Below are 21,959 nucleotides of genomic sequence, written 5' to 3'. Positions count from 1 at the left end.
ATCTTCTTCCCTTTAGCTTAATTCTTCTCTTTTTTTAAAATAAGCCTTGAGCAAGCCAAAGCAACCAGCAAGCATCATATCCCCACCTGGAGCCAAAAACTCTACCGGAAAACTGGCCAGCAAACTCCTTTTAGGTCCAAGCACATATACAGGTGGATTTTTTATCCTTTCTCCCAAATGCACACAACCATGTCCCTCATCAGCAAAAACTTCTTCATTGGAAAGCTCGCCCCAACTAAAGCTGGTAAGCTGCTTCCAGAACTTTTCGGGTGTAAGCAATCCAGTATGATGCTCATAAATCCCCAGAACCTTATTTTGAAACAATAAAAAGGCCAAAATATGACTATTGCCCACATTGACCAGACAAATGGGCTCCTTTTCCTGTTTTTTCTCCACTTCCGGCACAAACAGGGCACCTAACAGGGCCACTGCGCCTGTATCTGCCACCAGGCCACTGCCCACTGCATCCTTTAGGGCTTTAAGCCTGGTAAACTCTTTGGGTGGAGTCTGGTAAAGTAAATCATAGATATTACCACCTGCCTTTAAAAACTTCATCCAGAGTTCAAACCTGCCTTTTCTATTGCTATAGTTGGGGAAAAATCCATGGTCCTGCACTGCTGCCAAAATCAAGTCTGGATACTCCAGGTCCACTACTTTTAAAAAAGCCTGCCAGAAATCATAGGCAAAATCGCTTAAAAATACAGGTACATATCCTAAAGGCGCCCTTTCTACCATATCTACGCCCAAAGCTTTGACCTTTTCCAGGTCATCACCCAGGGCAAAATAGGAGTTTTTTTCTACTGCTACTTTTAGACCTGCCTGTAAATGTTTTTTTAAAGCAAACTTAAATCCTCCTCCCATATTTTGCCCGTAAAGATAGATATTTTTTTTCTGTTGGGTTAGTTTTTCTATTCGCCTGGCCAGATTCAGAGCTGGTGAAGGTAAAATAAATTTGGGACAATTCTCTATCTCTCTATCTGGAAAATAATAAAGCACATCTTGAGTACCACTGCCAATGTCCAAACAAAGTATGTTCATTTTTCCCTCTTTTAATAAAAAATAAAGAACCGATAGATAAGCTATCGGTTCCTTATTTGCCTGTAAACACCTTTACTATTTAATCTATCTTAAACCTGCTCACCAATTCCTTTAATCTCGCAGATAAAGAAGCAAGGTCTTTGGCACTTTGTTCTAAACTGCCACTGTTTCTACTCAAATCATCAGAAGTTGTGGCCACGCCTTCCACTTCTGCCTGTACTTCCCTGGTTTGCTCAACCACCCTGGATAAGCTCTCATTGGATTCTCCCACAGCCATGGAAACCTGTCCTACATTATCAGCAATGTCCCTGGTAGTAACTGATTGCTCTTCAATGGCAGCAGCAATGGTGGAAACTATCTGGTCCATCTCGGCAATAATAGTGGTTATCTCTTCTATTTCCTTGACTGTAATATCAGTGGCTCCCTGAATCCCCTGGACCTTTTCCTTAATATCTTCTGTGGCCTTGGCGGTTTGCTGGGCCAGTTCTTTGATTTCATTGGCCACCACTGCAAAGCCCTTGCCTGCTTCTCCTGCCCTGGCTGCTTCTATGGTCGCATTTAAGGCCAGTAAATTGGTCTGCGAAGAAATAGCGGCAATGGTTTCAGTCACAAAACTAATCTCTGCAGCAGCACCTCCCAGTTCATTCACCTTGCTGGAAACCACTCCAGCTTTACTTACCGCCGAAGAAGTAATTTCCTTGGCCTTTTCTGTATTGGAAGCTATTTCCGTAATAGTTGCGCTCATTTCCTCGGCAGCAGAGGCAATGGTATTGGCATTGGTTGCCAGTTGTTCCATGGCTGCAGAAACAGAATTGAGATTGTCCACATTTTCAGCCGTAGCTTCTGTTACCTTATTGGCCTTTTGTTTCATCTCTTTTGAACTGTCAGCAACTTCCCTGGCCACCTGATTTACTTCTGAAGAAGCCAAAGAGACCTGTTCAGTACCCTCAATTATCTCCCTTAACATATCTTTAGTATGCTTTACCAGGGTGTTAAAGGAATTGACCAAAATACCAATAGCATCATTGGCTGCATAACTAAAACTAACTCTATAATCTCCTTGAGCTACCTTTTCACTTAAAGCAGCTACCTGCATTAAGCTCTTATTGATAAAACGAATAATCACAAATACAACCAGGATACTTACACCCAGTAAAACAATTCCTGCGAGCAAGTTTTTCCCTAAAAGTTCCACATCCAGGCCTTTAATCATTTGTTTTTCCGTAAGTCCCACTCCAAAATACCAATCCCAGGGTTCAAAATAACGCACATAAGAAACCTTTTTCTCTCCTTGCCAGGTATAATTGACAAAATCTTTATCCCTGGCCTTTTTATAAGCCTCTCCAATGTCGCCAGGAAGCTGAAAAATATTTTTCTTCAACACCTCTGGATTGGGATGGTAAAGGAATTGTCCCGTGCTATCATAGATAAAACAATAACCCACTCCAGCTGCTTTGGTCTGGGCTAAAAATTGCTTGAACTCAGGAGAAAGTATTTTTACGCCCACATAAATTACAGACACAATGTTTCCCAGAGCATCTTTCATGGGTTTATAGGCAGTTAGATACCAATCATTGACCACAAAGGCCTTGCCATAATAGGTTTTTCCAGCCATTACGGTTTTATACACTGGACTGGTATCTGGAATATAAGTACCCACAGCCCTGCTTCCATCCAGTTTTAACACATTGGTCGAAACTCGAAGTAATTTTCCAGGCAATACCTGAAAAATGGTAGCAGTACCTCCAACCATTTCCTTGACTTTATCTACCAGTTCAAAATTGTTAAAAACAATTTTGCCTCCCAGAACCAGGGCAGGAATGCTAACTTCTTCTTTTTCTTTGCTTACTTGATTTACAATAGTAGTATTTATCAGGTTATTTTTATCCAGATAAAAACTACCAATATTTTCTATTTCCTGCTCCATAATCTTTAAGTCTTCTTTTAGTTTATCCTGTAAAATACCATGTAACATATGAGCTGTTTGATAAATAGCCTCACCTGTACTGGCAACAGAGTCCTTTCCCAGGGACAATAAAGAATTTTTGGATTTATACACGGAGAATAAAGTCAAAATGACTATACTAAAAAAGAGGCAACAAGCGACAGAAACATATAATTTGGTGGTAAACTTCATTTTAGAAAACATCTAGCCCTCCTTTTTTCTTTCCTGCAGAAAAATCTCCACTTCTTCTAAAAAACTCTTGAGCAAGTTTTCTCTGCCCTTTACCTTTTTTTTCACCTTACCCTTAACAAAAATAATACCAAGGTCTTTTCCGCCTGCCAGTCCAATATCTGCTTCTTTGGCTTCTCCAGGCCCATTGACCACACAACCCATCACTGCCACGGTAAAAACTTCCTTCACTCCCCTTAAGGCCTCTTCTACCTCCTGGGCCAGTTTGATTAAATCAATCTCTGTTCTCCCACAGGTAGGACAGGCAATAATTTCAGGCCCTCTGCTCCTAAGTTCCAGAGACCTTAAAATTTCCCAGGCCACCTGGACTTCCTTTACTGGCGAGTCTGTTAGGGAGACCCTTAAGGTGTCGCCAATACCCTCATACAGTAAAATGCCCAGTCCAACAGAAGATTTAACTGTCCCCCTGAGCAAGGTGCCTGCTTCAGTAATGCCAATATGCAAGGGATAATCCACTTTTCTGGCTAAAAGCTGGTAAGCCTTTATGGTTTTGAGCACAGAAGAGGCCTTTAAAGAAATCTTGATTTCTCTAAAATCCCTTTCTTCTAAAAGTTTTACATGCCTTAGGGCGCTTTTGACCATGGCCTCAGGTGTAGGGCCATATTGTTGGAGCAAGTCCTTTTCCAAAGAGCCAGCATTTACCCCAATGCGAATGGGCACTTTATACTCTTTGGCCCTTTCTACTACCTTATCGACCTTATCCTCTCCTCCAATATTACCTGGATTTAATCTAAGGCCATCTACTCCTTGCTCCAGGGCCATTAAGGCCAGCCTATAGTCAAAGTGAATATCTGCAATCAGAGGAATGTTTATCTGTTTTTTTATTAAAGCAAGTTTTTGAGCAGCTTCTTTATCCACCACTGCCACTCTGACCAGTTCACAACCCACTTCTTCCAGCTCTAAAATCTGCCTGACAGTGGAAGCCACATCCTTGGTATCTGTGTTGGTCATGGATTGCACCCGAATGGGGCTATCCCCTCCAATACTTACCCAACCTACCCAGATTTTTTTAGTGCGCTTGGACATGCCTAGGGGTTTAGCAAAATTTTCCTAAGAACAAAAGAGATAGTTTTAAGGCCAAAGGGCTTGCTTAGAAAATAAATTTTTTCCTTTAGTTCAGGGTCTTTTATTTCTGGCGAGGCATAGCCAGAGATAAGTAGGGTCTTTAAGTCTGGTTTAAGCAAAAGAACTTTGGACAAAAAATCAAGCCCGCTTTGGTCCGGTAAAACCAAGTCGCTTATCACCAGGCTAATCTGCTTTTGATAGCGCAAAAACTTGTCCATAGCTTCGGTAGCATCCTGAGCTGTAATGGTTTCAAAATTGAGGTCTTTTAAAAGCAAGGCTAAAAAATCCAAAAAATCCGGGTCATCATCCACCACCAAAACCAGTTCACCCTGCCCCTGAATAATGGCTTCTTCTTTTAATTCCTCTGACCTGGGCTCTTTTTTTTCATACAAAGGAAGATATATGGTCATTACTGTGCCCTGCCCCTCTTTGCTGCGGGCAAAAATAAAACCATCGTGTTGCTTAATCACTCCATAGGCCTGAGCCAGTCCCAGTCCTGTACCCTGCCCCACTTCTTTGGTGGTAAAAAAGGGTTCAAAGATGTGGGGTAACACCTCTTGAGGGATACCTTTACCTGTATCCATTATCTCTATCTTAGCCCACTTACCCCCAGGCATAATATAATGTAATCTCTCCTGGTCAGTAGTTTCTACTCTGTCTAAAGTAATGGTAATTGTTCCCCCTTCAGGCATGGCGTCCCGAGAGTTAATCACAATATTGTTAATCACCTGTTGCAAAGAAGCCAGATCTGCCTTGACAATCAGGTTTTCTTCCAGGATTTGCAGCTTAAACTGAATATTAGCTGGAAAAATGCGTTGGAAAAATTTGACCTGTTCTTTGATAAAAGAAACCAAAGAAAGCAAAGACCTGTTTAACATACTCTTGCGGCTAAAATCTAAAATCTGGCGAATAAGAGCAGCAGCCCTTTCACTTTGCTCTACTAAAACATTTAAGCGTTCATAAGATTTGGAGGAAAGGTTGCTATCCCTTTTTACCAACTCAGCATAACCCATGATAATATTTAAAATATTGTTAAAATCATGGGCAATTCCAGCTGCAAGTTTACCCACGGCAGCCAGCCTTTCCTGGCCTATCATCTGCTTTTCCACTTCCTTGGCCCTGGAGATATCTTCCAGAACCACCAGATAGGCTTTTTTTTGACGATAGATAACCTCTTTACACTTTATCCTGACAAAAACCTTTTCTTCTGCTTCCAGCTCTACTCCCTGCTCTCCCCTGGACAGCAAAAAATCCCAGGAATAGGGGCCAATGGACTGATAACACTTTTCCATGTCCCTTTTGCAAAAAAGGGTTAAAAGCTTTTCCCCCAATTCATTGTTCACGATTATCTTGCCTCCCTCTTCAAATAAAACCATTCCATAGGGAAGCTCGCTAAAGATTACCTTTAACCTCTTGCTTTCTTCATCCAAAAGGTCCTTTAGTAAACTCAGGGCAAAGGAAATATACTCAGCCAGGGCATAATAAAACTGGATATCCTCAGGGTCAAAGGCATTTTTTTCCTGCGCCCCAAAATAAATAAGTCCTATAATTTCCCCTTTTTCCTTTCCAAAAAGAGGAAGGAAAAAATTACTTTCTATCTTTTCAATTTTACTACCTGTAAGGTGTAAAATATCCTTTTTTAGCTCTACGCTTATTTTTTTATTTTTTAACTTAAAGTAAAGGGACTTTATTTTGGTAAGTATTTCTTGTTCTACCCTTTTATCTATATCACCTCTAGAAGAAAAATAAAGATAATCCTGCTTCTCTTCTAAAAAAGCAACAACTACATCTCCTTTTCCTTCTTTTAATACAAACTTTATCAACTGAAGCAGAAAATTTTCATAGTCTAAGGAAGCAATGAGCTTGCGGGTTAAAGCATGTAAACCAAAAATAAGTTTGCTAAAACTTTCTGGATACTCCACCATACAACTAACTACTAAGCTCCAGGGTTTCTTCTCTATCCAAATTTTTCAATATTAAATTTTCGGTTCTTTTCTTTACAGACAACACCAAATCAGCAAGCCCGGGCCAAAGGGCCAGTTTTTGCTCAGACAAAAAGTTTATCCACAACACCACTCCTTTACTTTGCAAAAAGGGATTTAACCACTTAAGCCAGGCCCTGGAAAGAGAAAACATCTCTGGAAGCAAGGGGATAAAAACCCTGGCAGGTTTATTTTGTTCGTTTAAGCATTTCAACAGTTCAAAACACAGGACCTCTGGGTCTTGATTAAATCTATACAGGGGGCCTAAAAACTTTAGTTGAGCTGAATCCGGCAAACCAAAGGAAGACAAATCCTGCTTTACCCTGTCTTCTTCTTCAAAAAAGCCCAAAAGATAAATATCTTCTCCGTTTTCCAGGCCTTCAGCCAAAAACTTTGCCCCTACCTGCAGGCCAAGTAGTTTGGATTCTATTTTGGCCACGATAAGCCTGGGATAGGAGATAGTCCACTGGGAAAGGAAAAATTTGTTTTGAGGAGGTGCAGGCAGCCTCAAGGGCACTGTAAAATCAAAAATCCTGAGCCCTTTGTTCTCAGCCAAGGTCCAGCGAAAAATACCCTTTTTGGCATAACCGCCCCGATACTTGTAAACTTCCAGAAAGTGCTTTCTTAATCCCGAACCATTGGACAAACTCAGATGGATTACCACATCAAAGATGGTCTCTTCCACTCCACTCCGGGATAAATCATTGCGCCCAAAATGAATATCACTGGTAAAAAAGCCCAATTTTCCCTGCTCATAAAGACATTTTTGCAAATAATAACAAAAGGTCCTGATTTCTGAAGAGTCTTTCACTGAATGTAAGAGCATGGATAAGGAATCCACAAAAAGCACATCCACTTCCTTACCCGTTAAAATCTCCTGTAAGTTAAGCATTTCTTCTTCTAAAACCAGTTGACTCAAGTACCTGTGCTTAAAAACAAGGTTGTCCTTTACCTGCCCATAATCCAGCCCCACCTGGGCTAAAAAGCCTTCAAACACTTCTGGAGCTTCTTCAAAGGAATAATAAACCACTTTTTTCCCCTGCAGGGCGTAGTGATAGGCCAGATTTAAACTAAAAGAGGTCTTGCCACTTCCAGAAGTGCCTGAAATAAGCACTCCTTGCCCTTTTCTAAACCCACCTTCCAGGATTTTATCCAGACCAGAAATGTTCGTCTTTTCCTTTTTACCCAGTCCCAGGGGTTGTTTTTCCTCTGCTTCCAGATTATAGCCCCAGCCCAGAATCCGAATCCCTTCACTGGAGATAGTATAGGGCAAAGGAGCAAGAGAGACCTTTTGGCCTCTTAACTTATGCACTTCCAGGTTTCTGATTACCTTGTCTGTACTGCGGTCCAAATAGAAGATGCCGTCTGCCACGGCAAATTCAGAATCCTGCTCCATATCCCTTCTGGAGTATTCACCTACCAAAAAGCTAGTACACCTGGAAGTAGCCAAACGCATGGACAGGTTATAACAAAAGAGTCTAAAGGCAGGTTCATTGCGCACCATATCGCTAATGGCCTTAAAGGAATCTATCACCAAGAGGGAAGGCTCCTTTTCCTCTACTTTTTTCCAGATAAAATCAGAAACTGCATTTAAAGTGTGCTTGACCACATATTCATGTAAATCAAAGTAAAACACCCTTTCTCCAAAAATATCTGCGTCAAAAAAGCTAAAGGTAGATAAGTAGCGCACTATTTTTAAGGTGGGCTCAGAAATGGTGGAGAAGTAAAGGGCAGTGGCCCCAGGATGTTTTTTAAGGTAATTAAAAACCAAATTCTGGACAAAAATGGTTTTTCCAGCCCCTGGCAATCCTGCTACTACATTTAAAGAATAAGCAGGAATTCCTCCTTGTAAAAAGTGGTCCAAAAGAGGAATACAAGTAGGATTTAGTTTAAGCTCAGACATCTTTACTTTTCCCCTTTACACTTCAAAAGTACTTCTTCTAATTTTTGGGTTAAAATTCCTCCTACCAGGTCAGAAAACAACTCCAGCACCGTATTTAAAAACTCCTGTAGTCCTTTTTCCAGCTCTTTAGAAGCAACCTCTGTAGTTTTAAGCACCCCTAAGTCCAGAGAAGAAGGATTAAGATGGGCTAAAAAGGGGTATTCCTTTTTTACCAGCCGCCAGGAAGCTCGAAGCACAGAAATGGAAGCACTTTCGCCAATCAAGACCTCCATCTTTTCCCCTAGGGCCTTAAATATCTTGCCATAAATAACCAACACATCCCCATCCATGACTTTACCTCGAAAATATACTAAAAAAAGTTATATCTTTTTTTAACTAAAAAAAAATCTTTTAGCAACCACTTTTTTGTTTTTTTCACCTTCTAAAATAGTAGTATCCTGACTATTTTTAAACTTAAGGGATAAAAAAAAATTAACCTACCAGGGCCAAAACAAAAAAAATACTATTCAACTTCTCATTTTTCTTTGACAAATTTTTCCCTTTTGGTTTATTCTAAAGACCAAAATAAATTAAAGGAGGAGGTTTATGCAAAAACTCTCTTCAGGTATTGAAGGTCTGGATAAAATTTTAAAGGGCGGATTTATTGCAAAAAGGGCCTATCTTATCGCTGGAGGGCCTGGAAGTGGCAAGACCACCCTGGGGCTGCACTTTTTAGAAAAAGGCAGCAAACACAAGGAAAATTGCCTTTTTATCAGTCTGGGAGAAAAAGAGGAACAAATTCGGGAAAATGCCCAAAATCTGGGCCTGCAGCTAAAAAAGGTAGATTTTCTGGACTTAAGCCCTGAGTCTTCCTATTTTACGCAAATGGAAAGCTATGACATCTTTTCCCCGGCAGAAGTGGAAAGGGAACCCACCACTAAGGCCATTCAAGAAAGGGTGGAAAAGCTAAAACCCACCAGAGTGGTTATAGACTCCATGACCCAGTTTAGATATCTGGCTCCAGATGTTTTTCAGTTTAGAAAACAGGTTTTGTCCTTTTTGCGTTTTTTAGCTGAAAGCGGGGCTACTGTACTCTTTACCTCTGAAGCCAGCCCAGATGCTCCAGATGATGACTTGCGTTTTTTAAGTGATGGCATTCTGGAAATCCTGGTGCAAGACCAGGACCGCTATCTTTTGGTAAGCAAGTTCAGGGGCTCGGACTTTATAGCAGGTAAACACTCCATGGACATAAAGGAAAACCAGGGCGTACTCATCTATCCCAGAATCACTTTAGAAGAAAGCTACCTAACCCCACCCACCTTTGACACTCTGTCCTTTGGAGTCCCAGAAATAGACGAATTGTTAATGGGTGGCATTGAAAGAGGCACCGTAACCCTTTTAAGCGGACCTTCTGGAGTGGGTAAGACCACTTTGGGCATGCAGTTTATCAAGGAAACTGCAGGTAGGGGAGAAAGGTCTGTGGTCTATACCTTTGAGGAAACCAAAGAAAAGATTATCCGTCGGTGTGAACAGGTAAACATAGCAGCAAGTTATATGATGGAAAAAGGCACCCTGGAAATTAAAAAGATAGAGCCTCAAATTTACACTCCAGACGCCTTTGCAGATATGCTCCGTAAGGATGTGGAAAAGAACAAGACCAAAGTGGTAATGATTGACTCCACCTCTGGTTATAGCCAGTCCATTCGTGGCAAAGAGCTTATCTCTGAGTTGCATGCTGTGTGCAAGTACCTCACCCAGATGGGAGTTACAGTATTACTGCCCAGTGAAGTGAAAAACATCACTGGAGACTTTACCATTTCCAGTTTTGACATCAGCTATCTGGCAGATAATGTTATCTTCTTGCGCTACCTGGAAATAGAAGGAGCCATGAGAAAAGCCATTGGTGTACTCAAAAAACGCCTGGGGGATTTTGAAAAGACCCTGCGCGAATTTGTAATTACCCGCTATGGCATTAAAGTAGGCGAGCCACTAAACAACCTCCAGAATATTTTAAGTGGCACTCCAGTGTTCAGGAAGGAGGAGAAGTAATGAAAAAGGTGCTCATCCTCAACAAAAACCAAAAAAACCTGGAGCTTATGTCTCAATTTTTCCACCAGCACGGGATAACTTCCTGCCTGGCAGCTAACTACAAAGACCTGGAAAGCTTCCTCCAGGATGAGGACATGGGAGTAGCCTTGCTGGACATAAGTGGTTTTGACAACAACATCTGGTCCTACTGCCAGGAATTAAGGTCCAGGGACATCCCCTTTGTGCTCATTTCTGCTACCCGCACTGACAAGCTAGATGCCACCAGCATAAAAGAAGGAGCCAGAGGGGTACTGATAAAACCCCTTTCTCCTAAACAACTCTTAACTCTGGTACAAACTATTCTGGGACAATAAGGTAGCTTATGGAAAAAATCCTTTTAATGTTAAAAAACGAGCAAAACAAAAAACTTTTGCGAGAGTATCTATCCCAGCACTACCAGGTGTTTCTCCTAAACGACCACTTCCCTCCAGAACAGGACTTGCTTATAGTAGATGGACCTGGGTTTCGAGCTTACCAGGAAGAAATTCGCAAACTAAAAAACCAGGTCCACCCCCTATTCTTACCCTCTTTACTCCTTACCACCAAAAAAAACCTTCGCTCTTATCAAAACCATCTTTTCCACGAAATAGACGAACTCCTCACCACGCCCATAGAGCACCTGGAACTTTTAGCCAGGGTAAAAACCCTTTTAAAGACCAGGACCCTGTCCTTACTTTTGGAAAAAGAAGCCATTACTGACCCCCTAACCGGACTTTTTAACCGCCGTTATTTTTTAAAACAGGGCCAAAGGGAACTACTTCGCTCCAGAAGACACAGATGGCCTCTTAGTCTACTCATGCTGGATCTGGATTATTTCAAAAAAGTCAACGATGTCTATGGCCACTCCATTGGAGACCAGGTGCTCATTCGCACCGCCCGCAGAATCCTGGACTCCATTCGAGATGTGGACATTGCTGCCCGTTATGGTGGAGAAGAGTTCGTAATCTTGCTCCCAGAAACAGATGCCAAAGGAGCCATGCTCGTGGCTGAGCGCATACGGGAAAACATCGCCAACCAGCCTTTTCACTTAAGTCCCAGCCTGGCTTTAAGCATTACGGTAAGTGTGGGGGTAGCTACCCTAAAACACAGTTTTACAGATTTACACGAACTCATTGACCTAGCAGACAAAGCCCTTTATGAAGCTAAAAAAAAGGGACGGAACATAAGCTTTAACCTTAACCTTTAAGACCAAAAATATGCTGGGAAATCTGGAAAAAGAAAAACAAAAACTCTACTCTGTCCTAAAGAGAATCACTCCTGGCGATAGAATTTTAATTGAAATACCCACCAAAGGCACTATCAAGACCCTTTACCTGGGCTGGTATCCAGATAATTTCTTACTCACCACTTTGCCCCCTTTTGCGGGCATAAAAAGAATCTTACAGGCTGAACCAGACCTTACTTTGCGCCTGCTGGTAGATGGAGAAATCTATTCCTGTATTACCACTCCCTTTTATTTTACCTTTAAACCCACGGGAATGCTCTTTTTAAGAGAGCCCTTTAAAATAGATGCCCTCAATCTTCGCAAGGTGCCCAGGGTAAATTGTTTTTTTCCTGCCAGCTTAAAAAAAGAAAAGGAAATAGAAGGCGTTTTGCTCAACTTAAGCAGAGGTGGAGCAGCTTTTCTTTTAAAGGAAGAAGGGGATAAAAATAAGTTAAGCCCAGAAGATGAAGTAGAGCTCAAATTTTCCCTGCCCAATAAAGAAGATATTGCGATTAAAGGCCAGATAAAAAGGTTTTTTCTGGAAGACAATAAACCTACCCTGGCTATTGTTTTTTTGGCCAATAGTGCAGAGGATAAGGCCAATATAGATAAAATAGACAAATACATCAAAAATATCCTTACTTACCTAAAATCATGAAAAGCGAAATTATTGCCTGGAACCAGGAACTCATCCCCAGCCAAACTCCCAAGCTCAAGCAGGCGAGTTTGGTCCTAATTTTTGGCGAGCGGGAACTTCTGGCCCAAAAGGGAGTGGAATTTTTAATCCAGCACTATCCTCAGGCCAGAATCATGGGCTGCTCTACTGCTGGAGAAATCTATAAGACCCAGGTCAAAGAATCTTCTCTGGTGAGTGCAGCCATTTCTTTTGAAAAGACTGAGTTTAAACTGGTCAAGGTCAACTTAGACGGCTTTAATTCCAGCTATGAGGCTGGGCTAGCCCTTCAAAAAAAAACTGCTTAACTCCCAGCTTAAACACATTTTTCTCTTAAGCAAGGGCCTAAATATTAACGCCAGTCAACTTTTAGAAGGGTTAAAAGAAGATTTGCCCCCTTCTATCAACATAAGCGGAGGCCTTGCTGGAGATTGTACCCGCTTTGAACAAACCCTCCTGGTCTATGACCAGAAAATCCAAGACAACTGTATTTTGGGTCTGGGTCTATATGGAAATAACCTTTCTATCACCTGCGGCTCTGCAGGTGGATTTATTCCCTTTGGCCCGGTACGGCTAGTTACTAAAAGTAAAGACAATATTTTATATACCCTGGATAATACTGTGGCCCTGGACCTTTATAGTACTTATTTAGGAAAATACGCCCAGGAGCTACCATCTTCTGCCCTTTATTTTCCCTTGGCCCTCATTAAAGGAGAGCAAAAAATACTGGTGCGCTCCATTATAGGAATAGATAAAAAGGAAAAGAGTCTAATATTTGCAGGTGACATTCCTGAAGGAAGTTATGTGCAACTAATGCGAGCCAGTCATGATAACCTTTTAGAAGGGGCAAGTATGGCTGCTACTGGAGCTAAACAAAAAAATTCAGAATTGGCCCTTTTAATCAGTTGTATTGGAAGAAAACTTGTTTTAAAAGAAAGGATTGAGGAAGAGCTGGAAGCAGTAGAAGAGGTTTTAGGACATAAGAATTTTATTGGTTTTTATTCCTATGGAGAAATTGCTCCGCTCGAGACTCAATCCTGTTGTGAATTACACAACGAAACCATGACCATTACTGTATTAAGAGAAAAATAAATGGAAACTAAGCCCTGGCACCCTCTACTTTTAAGACAGATAAAAAAAATTTTAAAAGAAGTACCAGAACAAAGCCCCTGTTTAGACTTGCTTAAACGCATCAATGAAACCTATTATCAATTTGAAGAAGATAGGTATCTTATAGAAAATGCCCTGGCTCTAAGCTCCAAAGAACTCCAGGAAGCCAACACCAATCTCATGGCCATTTTTCAATCCTTTCCAGATATTATTTTTCGCCTGGATTTTACAGGCACAATCCTGGATATAAAGGGCAGTGTTTCTGCCCATTTTCTGCTGCCACCCCATAAACTTTTAGGGAAAAAAATTCAAACCATTCCAGTGCAAGGGGTGAATAAACTTTTTGAAAATGCCTTAGAAGAAGTAAAAAAACACTCTCCCTATAGCTTTGAATACCAAATCAAGCAGACCAAGCAGAACAAATTCTTTGAAGCCAGGCTGGTTAGGATAAGCAATAAAGAAGTTATTGCCATTGTGCGGGATATCACTTCCCAAAAACAAACCGAACAACAACTCTTACAGGCTCAAAAACTCCAGGTTATAGACAGTCTCACCAGTGGCCTGGCCCATGATTTCAATAATATTTTAACTGCCCTGAAAACCAATCTGGAAATATGCCTGCAAAAACTCGTAAACCCTGAGAACATTAAATACCTGGAAAGAAGTCTCAAGGCCATAGATAGAGCCTCCCTGCTTACCCGCCAGCTTTTAAACTTTTCCCGCCCAGAAGAACTGGAACCCAAAACCAGTATCAACCTGAACCAGCTGTGTACCAATGTCTTAAACATGGTGCAAAACCTCCTGGGCGAAAATATCACTTTTAAAACTGACTTTCAGCCTGGACTCTGGTCTATCTGGGGCAATAGCAACCAGCTGGAACAGGTGGTTATGAACCTGCTCATCAATGCCAGAGATGCCATGCCCCAAGGAGGAGAAATCACCTTAATTACCCGCAACATCCACTTAAGCACGGAAAACAATTCTCCTCTTCAAGACCAGGTATTGCTCATGGTCAAGGATACAGGCCAGGGCATTCCAGAAGAGATTAAAGAGCGCATTTTTGAACCCTTTTTTACCACCAAGAAAAAAGGCAAGGGCACAGGCCTGGGCCTGGCTATGGTTTCCAAAATAGTCTATCAACACCAAGGCCTTATTGAAGTGGAAAGCAGGCCCAATCAAGGAACCACTTTTAAACTTTACTTTAAAGCTGACCCCACAAGCGTTTCTGCTGCTTCCCAGGACAAGGAAGAAGAAGTATTAGCTTTGCGAGAATGTCCCCTGCTACTTTTAGAAGATGAAGATATTATTCGGGAAGCTACCGCAGAAGCCTTAAGGGAGAAAAACTTTTCCGTTTACACTGCTTCTTCTATCAGCGAAGCCAAAAGAATTTTTAAAGAAAAGGAAAAGGAACTGGGGCTTATTATCAGCGACATTATGCTTAAAGACGGCAATGCCTTGGAATTCATTGCCTGGGCCCTAAAGAGAAGACGCATAAAAACTATTTTTACCAGTGGCTATCCAGAAAAAGAAGAACTCATTCAGGAGTTAAATCCAAGAGAATTCATTTACATCCAGAAGCCTTTTTCCCTGCGCAAACTCTTTACTGCTATTGATGCGCTTCTCAATTCTTAAATTTTTTAAACCGTGGCCTTAACCTTCTGCTAGAAGATAGGTATAGAGTTGGAAGTATTTTGCTTCCATTTTATCCACCTGAAAGTTCAAAACCTCTTTAAAACCCGTTTGGGTCAAACGAAAGTACAGGTCTTTGTCTTCAATTAACTTTACCAGTTCTTCAACCAAAGTCTCAGGCTGGCTCAGTTTAAAAATAAGGCCATTTACCCCTGGCTCAATGAGTTCCAGGTTGGCTCTTAAGTCAGAGGCAATCACTGGTACCTTGCTAGCCCAGGCCTCCTTTATGGTGCCACTACTTCCTTCTCCATCTTTAGAGGGGACCAAAAGCACATCCAGTTTGGGCAAAATCTTATTGCTCTCCCTAAACCCCAGGAAGCGAACCTGCTCCTCTAACCCCAAAAGACGCACCTGGGCTTCCAGTCTGGGGCGCAACTCTCCCTCTCCTACTATTAGCAAGCGATAAGCAAAGGGAAGGTGCTTTAAATAGGGCAAAACAAGTTCATGTCCCTTTTGGGAAGACAAAGCGCCAATAATACCCAGTATTACAGGTGAGGACAGTTCTTTCTGGCGCAGAGGATATCTCTTTAACTCCAGGGCACTGGGAATGGAAAAGATTCTGGAAGCAGGTAAACCCTGTTGTTTTAAGTAGGCACAGATTTCCTTACTTACGCCTACCCAGGCTTCAGCCAGGGTGTACTTTTTTTTGCTCCACCAATTTCGAAAGGGATAGGAAACTCTACGGGTGTGTATGAGGCGAATTTGAGGATAAAGTTTTTTTACCCAAAAACTCAAACCCACGGCCCTGGCTTCATGGGTGTGTAAAAAAGTACAGTTGTTTTTTTTTATCCAGGAAGCAAGTTTGAGTGCGCTCAACCAGTTGAACTCTCCTCCACCCAGGGCAAGCACAGGCACCTGGGGAAGTTCTTCCTGGACTTTTAGCAACAAGAAAGAATTCTTACGGGCAGCTAAAGCAACCTTTATCCCTCTTTCTAGCTGACTACTCAAGAGATAAAAGACCTGGCGCTGCCCTCCTCTGTATTCTTTGCCCAAATCCAGGTGAACTACAGAAAAATCCATTAAAAGGGAACTCCATAACTTTCCTGGTCTGCCAGTAAAAGCTGGCGAATCTTTTTGCTCAAAGGACCAGGTCGTACATCAAAAACAGGTTTGTCATTAAAACGCACCACACTTACTGCATCCAGAGTGGTACCCAAAAGGATAATCTCTCTGGCTGCATAAAGCTCTTCTTCCCGAATGGGCCGAAAAATAATGGGATGCTCTGCCTTTAAAAGCTCTAAGGCCCGCATCATAGTGGTGCCAGCCAGGGCATTACTGAGCTCTGGCACTACGATTTCTCCCTGCTCACTGACCATAATCACATTTTCAGTAGAGCCCTCAGCTAAAAAGCCCTTTTCATCAAAACATAAGGGAAAATCATAACCCTTTAAAATAGCTTCCCGTTTCATCAATACATTGGGAAGATAGTCCACGGTCTTTACCCTGGCCAGATAACACTGCTTGGCTGGAGTCTCAGCCCGAAAAGCAGTTACACCCTTTTCCCAGAAACTTTCAGGTTTATAAGGGTATCTGCGTACCACTATATACAAACTGGACTCAGGACATTCCCTAAAATCAGTAGTAAAACCTCCTGGGCCCCGCCCCATAAAAAGAGAAACTATGCCATCTTTTTCCCTGGTGGTAGCAGCCACCTCTAAAATCAATTCCCCTATCCTTTCCCAGGCACAGGGAGGATCTAAATAAATGGAGCTGGCCGACCTTTTGAGCCTTTCTAGGTGTTCTTTTAATAAATAGAGTTTTCTGTTTTTAAACTTCATGGTTTCAAAAACACCATCTCCTCTGTGCACCAGGTGGTCATCTAGGGGAATGAGCATAAGCCTTGGGTTTTTTACTACAAAACCAAGTCTATGCTCGTAAAAGGCCAGGATATTTTCTTCTCCTGGCCTTTTATAACTTAGCCACTTATCCAGTACTTCCTTATCTGTAGCAATTTTCAATTTTTACTCCTTTTAAGGAACTCTAATTAATTCTTTGATTAAAAGTAGCTCTGCAATCTGCACAGCATTTAAGGCAGCTCCTTTGCGTAAGTTATCAGCTACTATCCACATATTTAATCCATGCTCTACAGTATCGTCTTCCCTAATCCTGCCCACAAAGGTGTCATCCTCGCCAGCAGCATAGATAGCCAGAGGATAAATATTTTCCCTGGGGTTATCCAGGACCTTTACGCCAGGAGCCTGACTTAAAATGGCTCTGGCCTCTTTAGCGGTAATTTTGTTGAAAAATTCCACATTTACAGATTCGCTGTGGCCATAGAATACTGGTACCCGTACAGTAGTTGCAGTGACCTTAATCTCTGGGGCGTGCATTATCTTTTGAGTCTCCAAAACCATTTTCATTTCTTCTTTGGTGTAATCGTTTTCCAAAAATACATCTATGTGCGGAAGACAATTAAAGGCTATCTGATGGGGATAAACCTTTTTCTCCACTTCCTGCATATTAAAGATTTGTCGCACCTGGTTTTCCAGTTCTTGAATGGCCTTCTGGCCTGTACCTGAAACTGCCTGATAGGTGGAAACCACTACCCTCTTTATCTTGGCCACATCGTGCAAGGGCTTTAAAACCACCACCATCTGAATGGTAGAGCAGTTGGGATTGGCAATAATGCCCTTATGCCAGTGCAAGTCTTCTGGATTTACCTCTGGCACCACCAGAGGAATGTCCTTTTCCATTCTCCAGGCACTGGAATTGTCCACTACCACACAACCTTGCTGGGCAGCCAAAGGAGCAAACTTTTTGGAAGTAGAGCCACCTGCAGAAAACAAGGCCAAATCTATACCCTTAAAGGAATCTTCCTTTAATTCTTCCACCACCAGTTCTGTATCTTTAAAGGGTAGCCTGGTCCCTTTGGACCTGGCAGACGCAAAAGCACGCACTTCCTTGGCTGGAAAATCCCTTTGCTCCAAAGTCTTGAGCATCTCCCTGCCCACAGCTCCTGTGGCTCCTACTACAGCCACTACTGGATACTTTGCCATGTTTTCCTCCCCTTTTATAAATTATAAAATATTTTTAACAATCTCCAAACAAGCCTGAGACTTATTTAAGGTATAAAGGTGTACTCCTGGAGCACCACCTTCTAACAACCCCTGCACCTGTTTTTGAGCCTGCTTAATACCCACTTCTATTACTCCAGCACTTCCCTTTTTTTTCTCTGCCTCTTCCAGTTCAGTCAAAAGTTCCTGAGGGATACTGGCTCCACAGAGGTTTACAATCCGCTTAATGCCCTTAAGGCTCATAATGGGTAAAACCCCTGGAATAATAGGCTTGTCTATGCCTATTTTTCTCGCCCTACTTACAAAATCAAAGTAGAGGTTGTTGTCAAAAAACAATTGCGTAATTACAAAATCTCCACCCAGGTCCAATTTTAATTTAAGATAGTTTAAATCCTCTTCCAAACTCTTAGCTTCCACATGTCCTTCAGGATAACCAGCTACTCCCAGAGAAAATCCCTGTCCTTCTTTTTCCCGAATAAACTGGACCAAATCTGAGGCGTGCTTAAACCTCTCACTATCAGGCATAAATTTTTCTTCCCCTCTGGGTGGGTCTCCTCGTAAGGCCAGAATGTTTTCCACTTGAGCTGCTTTTAAACTTTCTAAAAAGAAAGTAATATTTTCTTCCTTAGCTCCCACACAGGTAAGATGGGCCATGGGCTCCAAGGCAAAATCTTGTTTTAAAATCTTTACTATCTCCAGGGTATAATCCTGGGTACTTCCGCCAGCTCCATAAGTTACAGAAACAAAAAGAGGATTTATCTGTTTTAAATTTTTCACTTCTGCAAAAAAATCTGACCACTTTTCCTTTTCTTTAGGTGGAAAAAACTCCAGAGAAATAAAAAAATCCCTTTGAGTTAAAAGCTCTCTTATTTGCAAAATTCAACTCCTTGCTCTAAAAGTAAATTGACTTCAAAAAGATAAACTTTATAGATATTCCTTTAGTCCCAAAAATTCAAGGAGATTATTATGTATCCCAAAATAAAAGGAGTAAATCACCTTGCCCTGATCACCCAGGACATGGAAAAAACTGTGCGCTATTGGCGAGACCTTTTGGGATTTGAACTCATTATGACTCTGGGAAGCCCCAGTTATCGCCAATATTTTTTCAAAATTTCCCCTAAAGAATTGGTGGTTTTCTTTGAATGGCCAGGTGCAGAAAAACTGCCAGAAAAAGAACACGGCTATCCTACCAATACGCCTTTAGGTTTTGACCACCTGGCTTTTAGTGTGGAAAGCAAAGAAGACCTTTTTGTGCTTAAAGACAAGCTGGAATACAATCAATTCTGGGTGTCAGAGATTCTAAATCACGGTTATATCTATTCTCTTTATACCTTTGACCCCAACAACATTCCTCTGGAATTTTCCTGGCCCTTGCCTGACATAGACTTATCCATCTTAGAGCAACATCTGGATAGAGAACCTGTAGCTGCCCTTAAAGAAGGAAAATTTCCCAACCCCCACTTTTGGCCAACCCCGGCTAAGTATAAGCAATCTCCTGTTTATCCAGGAGCTGGAAGCGAACTTTTTCATGGCCACCAAAAAGCTTGATTAACTTGCCTGAATCATTTTTTCTTCTTCTAAACTAAAAACGAAAAAATAAAAAAATCCCCTCTAGTTCTTCCAGGCTAAAGGGGATTTTTTTAAATAAAATTATTTCAAAAAGTTAGCAACTCTATCCATCAGGCGTAAGAGTTGATTGGTAAATCCTGCTTCATTGTCGTACCAAATCAAAGTTTTTACCAGGGTGGAGTCCATTACTGTGGTGCACAGCCCATCCACTACTCCGCCATAAGTGGAACCGTTGAAGTCTATGGAGACCAGAGGTTCTTCTGTATAGCCCAGGGTGTCTTTAAGATAGGTCCTGGAAGCTTCTTGCAAGGCCTTATTTACTTCTTCTTTAGAAGTAGGCTTTTCCACCTCGCAAACAAAATCCACCAAAGAAACATTGGGGGTAGGAACGCGCACAGCCATGCCATCCAGTTTGCCCTTTAACTCAGGAATAACCTGGGTAACAGCCTTGGCAGCACCAGTGGTAGTGGGTATCATGGACATGGCAGCTGCCCTGGCCCTTCTCAAGTCCTTATGAGAGCCATCCAAAATCCTCTGACTCATGGTATAGGAGTGGATGGTGGTCATAATACCGTGTTTTATCTGAAAATTTTCCTGAATAACCTTGGCTGCAGGAGCAAGGCAGTTGGTAGTACAGGAAGCATTGGAAATAATCTTATGTTCTGGCTTTAAATCTTTATCATTTACTCCTACCACAATAGTTACATCTGGCTCTTTTCCAGGTGCACTAATCAAGACTCTTCTGGCTCCACAGGCAAGATGCTTTTCGCAGGACTCTCTGTCTCTAAACTTGCCCGTGCTTTCAATCAGCAAATCCACTTCATATTTTCCCCACTCCCACTCGCCAGGAGCCTTTCTGGTCACATACACCTGTTTGCCTTCGTAGATAAAACCCTCTTCATTGGGAGTTATTTCTGCCTCAAAAGTGCCGTGCACAGAGTCATAGCGCAGCAAATGCGCCAGAGAGGCATTATCAGCTCTGGCATTTATCACCACCAATTCATACTCTGGTCTATTTTTAAGTAATCTGGTTAAGTACCTCCCAATTCTCCCAAAGCCATTTAAACCAACTTTTATAGCCATTTTAACCTCCTAAACTCTCTTAAAGTTAAGGTTTTACTTATTCTTAAACCACTTATCTTTATCTCTTAACAACTGATAATTGGTAAGGTCCAGTTGCAAAGGAGTTAAAGTAATATACCCCTGGGAAAGCAAATAGCGGTCTGTATCAGGTCTAACCTTTTTTAAGGGAATAACTCCTGTCAGCCAAAAGTATTCCCTTCCCCTGGGGTCCAGACGTTTTTCATACCTGTCCTCATAAATTACATCTGTATGGGGACAGATTTTTAACCCCTTACTCTTTTCCACCCCTATTCCAGGAAAATTTAAGTTTAAAACCGTACGCTTGGGAAGTGCTGGCCAATCTACCTCAAAAATAAATCTGCTTACCCATCTGGCCTCTTGTTCCAGGTCTGCAGGCCTAAAGTCATCAATGGAAACAGCTAAAGAGGGAATATTGGCCAGTGCCCCTTCTGTAGCTGCTGACACTGTCCCTGAATAAAGGATATCAATGCCCACATTGGCTCCATTGTTTATCCCTGAGATTACCAGATCTGGTTTTTTCTCCTGAAAGTAAAAATTTAAGGCCCACTTCACGCAATCCACTGGAGTACCAGAAATCCCTATACCTTGAAAACCATCTTCTTTGATTTGCTTGCTCCTCAAAGGAGAAAAGATGGTCACAGCGTGTCCCACTGCACTTTGCTCAGTAAGGGGCGCTACTACCACCACTTCTATGCCTGCTCCAAGCAAGGCCCTATACAGGGCACGCAAGCCTAGGGCTTGAATACCATCATCATTGGTTAGGAGAACGACCATTTTTTAGGTATATCCGGATAGAGTTGTTTGGCTTTGCTATAACCTAAATTTAAGGCCTTTATATTTTTATCTATTATTTTGGCTGGAAAAACTTCCTTTAAAGTTTTAGCCGCTGCATTTTTATTTAAAAAGGGAAGTAAATAACACAAAGCTCCCAGAGTAAGTACATTGGTAGCCTGAACCACTTTTAACTTTTCCTTGGCCAGTTGAGTAAAGGGTATGCCCACATAGTTATTAGTAGGCAATTGCTCTACCATAAAGGTATCCACCACCAATAGCCCATCTGCCTTTAGATTGCGAAAATAAAGATTACAAGCCTCCTGACTCAAGGCCACCAGGACATCTAAGTTTTCTGGCTTGGGATAGCTGATGGGCGAAGAACTAATAACCAAATCCGACCTGCTAGCCCCACCCCTGGCTTCAGGACCATAACTCTGGGTTTGAGTTACATAAAAACCATGCTCCAGGGCCAGGGCCTGTCCCATAATCTTGCCCAGAGTTAAGATACCCTGTCCTCCCAGGCCTGAAAGGCGTATTTCAAAGCGGTTGAGATAAAATTCTTTAGCTGACATC

The 21,959-nt window shown here is 41.9% G+C and carries 21 protein-coding genes; 8 read left to right on the top strand and 13 right to left on the bottom strand.

Translation table 11 applies throughout. From position 1 onward, the window contains the following. Positions 1-12 precede the first annotated feature (12 nt). The 6 genes from ACTCIM_RS07480 to ACTCIM_RS07455 all read right to left on the bottom strand — a co-directional run bounded on the left by ACTCIM_RS07480 (position 13) and on the right by ACTCIM_RS07455 (position 8,511). Complete coding sequence (locus ACTCIM_RS07480) at positions 13-1,038, bottom strand: DUF1786 domain-containing protein (protein ID WP_464279576.1); 1,026 nt, start codon at positions 1,036-1,038, stop codon at positions 13-15. A 79-nt stretch (positions 1,039-1,117) separates the two neighbouring features. After that, on the bottom strand, positions 1,118-3,187 hold the full coding sequence (locus tag ACTCIM_RS07475; protein ID WP_472314812.1) for a methyl-accepting chemotaxis protein: 2,070 nt from the start codon (positions 3,185-3,187) through the stop codon (positions 1,118-1,120). Continuing rightward, on the bottom strand, positions 3,188-4,258 hold the full coding sequence (gene ispG / locus ACTCIM_RS07470) for a flavodoxin-dependent (E)-4-hydroxy-3-methylbut-2-enyl-diphosphate synthase (protein WP_472314809.1): 1,071 nt from the start codon (positions 4,256-4,258) through the stop codon (positions 3,188-3,190). A gap of 2 nt (positions 4,259-4,260) precedes the next feature. Further along, a complete protein-coding gene (locus ACTCIM_RS07465) occupies positions 4,261-6,222 on the bottom strand; it encodes an ATP-binding protein (protein ID WP_472314806.1) in 1,962 nt (653 codons plus the stop codon). Between the two features lie 4 nt (positions 6,223-6,226). Then, complete coding sequence (locus ACTCIM_RS07460) at positions 6,227-8,182, bottom strand: ATPase domain-containing protein (RefSeq protein ID WP_464279573.1); 1,956 nt, start codon at positions 8,180-8,182, stop codon at positions 6,227-6,229. 2 nt (positions 8,183-8,184) lie between these two features. Then, a complete protein-coding gene (locus ACTCIM_RS07455; protein ID WP_472314803.1) occupies positions 8,185-8,511 on the bottom strand; it encodes a hypothetical protein in 327 nt (108 codons plus the stop codon). 256 nt (positions 8,512-8,767) lie between these two features. Here ACTCIM_RS07455 and ACTCIM_RS07450 point away from each other — a divergent pair, with 256 nt between their 5' ends. The 7 genes from ACTCIM_RS07450 to ACTCIM_RS07420 are packed head-to-tail and all read left to right on the top strand — an operon-like array spanning position 8,768 to position 14,868. Further along, entirely contained in the window at positions 8,768-10,210 is a 1,443-nt protein-coding gene (locus ACTCIM_RS07450; RefSeq protein ID WP_472314801.1) for an ATPase domain-containing protein, read from the top strand. Then, entirely contained in the window at positions 10,210-10,563 is a 354-nt protein-coding gene (locus ACTCIM_RS07445; protein WP_472314798.1) for a response regulator, read from the top strand. Before ACTCIM_RS07450 ends, ACTCIM_RS07445 begins: the two co-directional genes overlap by 1 nt. A gap of 8 nt (positions 10,564-10,571) precedes the next feature. After that, complete coding sequence (locus ACTCIM_RS07440) at positions 10,572-11,435, top strand: GGDEF domain-containing protein (RefSeq protein ID WP_464279571.1); 864 nt, start codon at positions 10,572-10,574, stop codon at positions 11,433-11,435. A gap of 10 nt (positions 11,436-11,445) precedes the next feature. Next, the gene (locus ACTCIM_RS07435; RefSeq protein WP_029965631.1) at positions 11,446-12,111 is read left to right on the top strand and encodes a PilZ domain-containing protein; all 666 of its coding nucleotides are present in this window, start codon (positions 11,446-11,448) and stop codon (positions 12,109-12,111) included. Beyond that, positions 12,108-12,434 carry an FIST N-terminal domain-containing protein gene (locus tag ACTCIM_RS07430; RefSeq protein ID WP_472314796.1) on the top strand — a complete coding sequence of 109 codons (327 nt, stop codon included), beginning with the start codon at positions 12,108-12,110 and terminating at the stop codon, positions 12,432-12,434. The genes ACTCIM_RS07435 and ACTCIM_RS07430 overlap by 4 nt, the downstream gene beginning before the upstream one ends. Beyond that, positions 12,427-13,218, top strand: a complete 792-nt coding sequence (locus ACTCIM_RS07425; RefSeq protein WP_472314849.1) for an FIST signal transduction protein — start codon at positions 12,427-12,429, stop codon at positions 13,216-13,218. Before ACTCIM_RS07430 ends, ACTCIM_RS07425 begins: the two co-directional genes overlap by 8 nt. Then, positions 13,219-14,868, top strand: coding sequence for a two-component system sensor histidine kinase NtrB (locus ACTCIM_RS07420; RefSeq protein WP_472314793.1), 1,650 nt, complete (start codon positions 13,219-13,221; stop codon positions 14,866-14,868). It abuts the gene before it with no gap. An 18-nt stretch (positions 14,869-14,886) separates the two neighbouring features. Here ACTCIM_RS07420 and ACTCIM_RS07415 read toward each other — a convergent pair whose 3' ends face one another. The 4 genes from ACTCIM_RS07415 to metF are packed head-to-tail and all read right to left on the bottom strand — an operon-like array spanning position 14,887 to position 18,815. After that, positions 14,887-15,945, bottom strand: a complete 1,059-nt coding sequence (locus ACTCIM_RS07415; protein ID WP_472314790.1) for a glycosyltransferase family 4 protein — start codon at positions 15,943-15,945, stop codon at positions 14,887-14,889. Continuing rightward, positions 15,945-16,883: an aminotransferase class IV gene (locus ACTCIM_RS07410; protein ID WP_029965636.1), complete on the bottom strand. Its 939-nt coding sequence runs from the start codon at positions 16,881-16,883 to the stop codon at positions 15,945-15,947. Before ACTCIM_RS07410 ends, ACTCIM_RS07415 begins: the two co-directional genes overlap by 1 nt. A gap of 12 nt (positions 16,884-16,895) precedes the next feature. Beyond that, complete coding sequence (locus tag ACTCIM_RS07405; protein ID WP_029965637.1) at positions 16,896-17,921, bottom strand: aspartate-semialdehyde dehydrogenase; 1,026 nt, start codon at positions 17,919-17,921, stop codon at positions 16,896-16,898. A gap of 21 nt (positions 17,922-17,942) precedes the next feature. After that, positions 17,943-18,815, bottom strand: coding sequence for a methylenetetrahydrofolate reductase [NAD(P)H] (gene metF, locus ACTCIM_RS07400; protein WP_472314788.1), 873 nt, complete (start codon positions 18,813-18,815; stop codon positions 17,943-17,945). 90 nt (positions 18,816-18,905) lie between these two features. Here metF and ACTCIM_RS07395 point away from each other — a divergent pair, with 90 nt between their 5' ends. Continuing rightward, positions 18,906-19,487: a VOC family protein gene (locus ACTCIM_RS07395; protein ID WP_472314785.1), complete on the top strand. Its 582-nt coding sequence runs from the start codon at positions 18,906-18,908 to the stop codon at positions 19,485-19,487. Between the two features lie 102 nt (positions 19,488-19,589). Here the strand turns inward: ACTCIM_RS07395 and gap are convergent, their stop codons facing one another. From gap to ACTCIM_RS07380, 3 genes are read right to left on the bottom strand one after another with little or no spacing between them, the layout of a single operon-like run. After that, positions 19,590-20,591 (bottom strand): type I glyceraldehyde-3-phosphate dehydrogenase, encoded by a 1,002-nt coding sequence (gene gap / locus ACTCIM_RS07390; protein WP_472314782.1) that lies wholly within the window; start codon positions 20,589-20,591, stop codon positions 19,590-19,592. Positions 20,592-20,624: 33 nt separating this feature from the next. Next, the gene (gene surE / locus ACTCIM_RS07385; protein ID WP_029965643.1) at positions 20,625-21,386 is read right to left on the bottom strand and encodes a 5'/3'-nucleotidase SurE; all 762 of its coding nucleotides are present in this window, start codon (positions 21,384-21,386) and stop codon (positions 20,625-20,627) included. After that, positions 21,371-21,958 carry a 2-oxoacid:acceptor oxidoreductase family protein gene (locus tag ACTCIM_RS07380; protein ID WP_464279564.1) on the bottom strand — a complete coding sequence of 196 codons (588 nt, stop codon included), beginning with the start codon at positions 21,956-21,958 and terminating at the stop codon, positions 21,371-21,373. The genes surE and ACTCIM_RS07380 overlap by 16 nt, the downstream gene beginning before the upstream one ends. Position 21,959 lies beyond the last annotated feature (1 nt).

The sequence above is a fragment of the Desulfonauticus sp. genome (genome assembly GCF_055126295.1).
The sequence above is the reverse complement of the archived record's forward strand: the minus strand, read 5'-3'. Positions and strand labels throughout refer to the sequence as shown.

Bases quoted from the DNA above. Each gene is read 5' to 3' on its own strand.
- ACTCIM_RS07480 (WP_464279576.1), bottom strand. From the start codon at position 1,038: ATGAACATACTTTGTTTGGACATTGGCAGTGGTACTCAAGATGTGCTT.
- ACTCIM_RS07475 (WP_472314812.1), bottom strand. From the start codon at position 3,187: ATGTTTTCTAAAATGAAGTTTACCACCAAATTATATGTTTCTGTCGCT.
- ispG (WP_472314809.1), bottom strand. From the start codon at position 4,258: ATGTCCAAGCGCACTAAAAAAATCTGGGTAGGTTGGGTAAGTATTGGA.
- ACTCIM_RS07465 (WP_472314806.1), bottom strand. From the start codon at position 6,222: ATGGTGGAGTATCCAGAAAGTTTTAGCAAACTTATTTTTGGTTTACAT.
- ACTCIM_RS07460 (WP_464279573.1), bottom strand. From the start codon at position 8,182: ATGTCTGAGCTTAAACTAAATCCTACTTGTATTCCTCTTTTGGACCAC.
- ACTCIM_RS07455 (WP_472314803.1), bottom strand. From the start codon at position 8,511: ATGGATGGGGATGTGTTGGTTATTTATGGCAAGATATTTAAGGCCCTA.
- ACTCIM_RS07450 (WP_472314801.1), top strand. From the start codon at position 8,768: ATGCAAAAACTCTCTTCAGGTATTGAAGGTCTGGATAAAATTTTAAAG.
- ACTCIM_RS07445 (WP_472314798.1), top strand. From the start codon at position 10,210: ATGAAAAAGGTGCTCATCCTCAACAAAAACCAAAAAAACCTGGAGCTT.
- ACTCIM_RS07440 (WP_464279571.1), top strand. From the start codon at position 10,572: ATGGAAAAAATCCTTTTAATGTTAAAAAACGAGCAAAACAAAAAACTT.
- ACTCIM_RS07435 (WP_029965631.1), top strand. From the start codon at position 11,446: ATGCTGGGAAATCTGGAAAAAGAAAAACAAAAACTCTACTCTGTCCTA.
- ACTCIM_RS07430 (WP_472314796.1), top strand. From the start codon at position 12,108: ATGAAAAGCGAAATTATTGCCTGGAACCAGGAACTCATCCCCAGCCAA.
- ACTCIM_RS07420 (WP_472314793.1), top strand. From the start codon at position 13,219: ATGGAAACTAAGCCCTGGCACCCTCTACTTTTAAGACAGATAAAAAAA.
- ACTCIM_RS07415 (WP_472314790.1), bottom strand. From the start codon at position 15,945: ATGGATTTTTCTGTAGTTCACCTGGATTTGGGCAAAGAATACAGAGGA.
- ACTCIM_RS07405 (WP_029965637.1), bottom strand. From the start codon at position 17,921: ATGGCAAAGTATCCAGTAGTGGCTGTAGTAGGAGCCACAGGAGCTGTG.
- ACTCIM_RS07395 (WP_472314785.1), top strand. From the start codon at position 18,906: ATGTATCCCAAAATAAAAGGAGTAAATCACCTTGCCCTGATCACCCAG.
- gap (WP_472314782.1), bottom strand. From the start codon at position 20,591: ATGGCTATAAAAGTTGGTTTAAATGGCTTTGGGAGAATTGGGAGGTAC.
- surE (WP_029965643.1), bottom strand. From the start codon at position 21,386: ATGGTCGTTCTCCTAACCAATGATGATGGTATTCAAGCCCTAGGCTTG.
- ACTCIM_RS07380 (WP_464279564.1), bottom strand. From the start codon at position 21,958: ATGTCAGCTAAAGAATTTTATCTCAACCGCTTTGAAATACGCCTTTCA.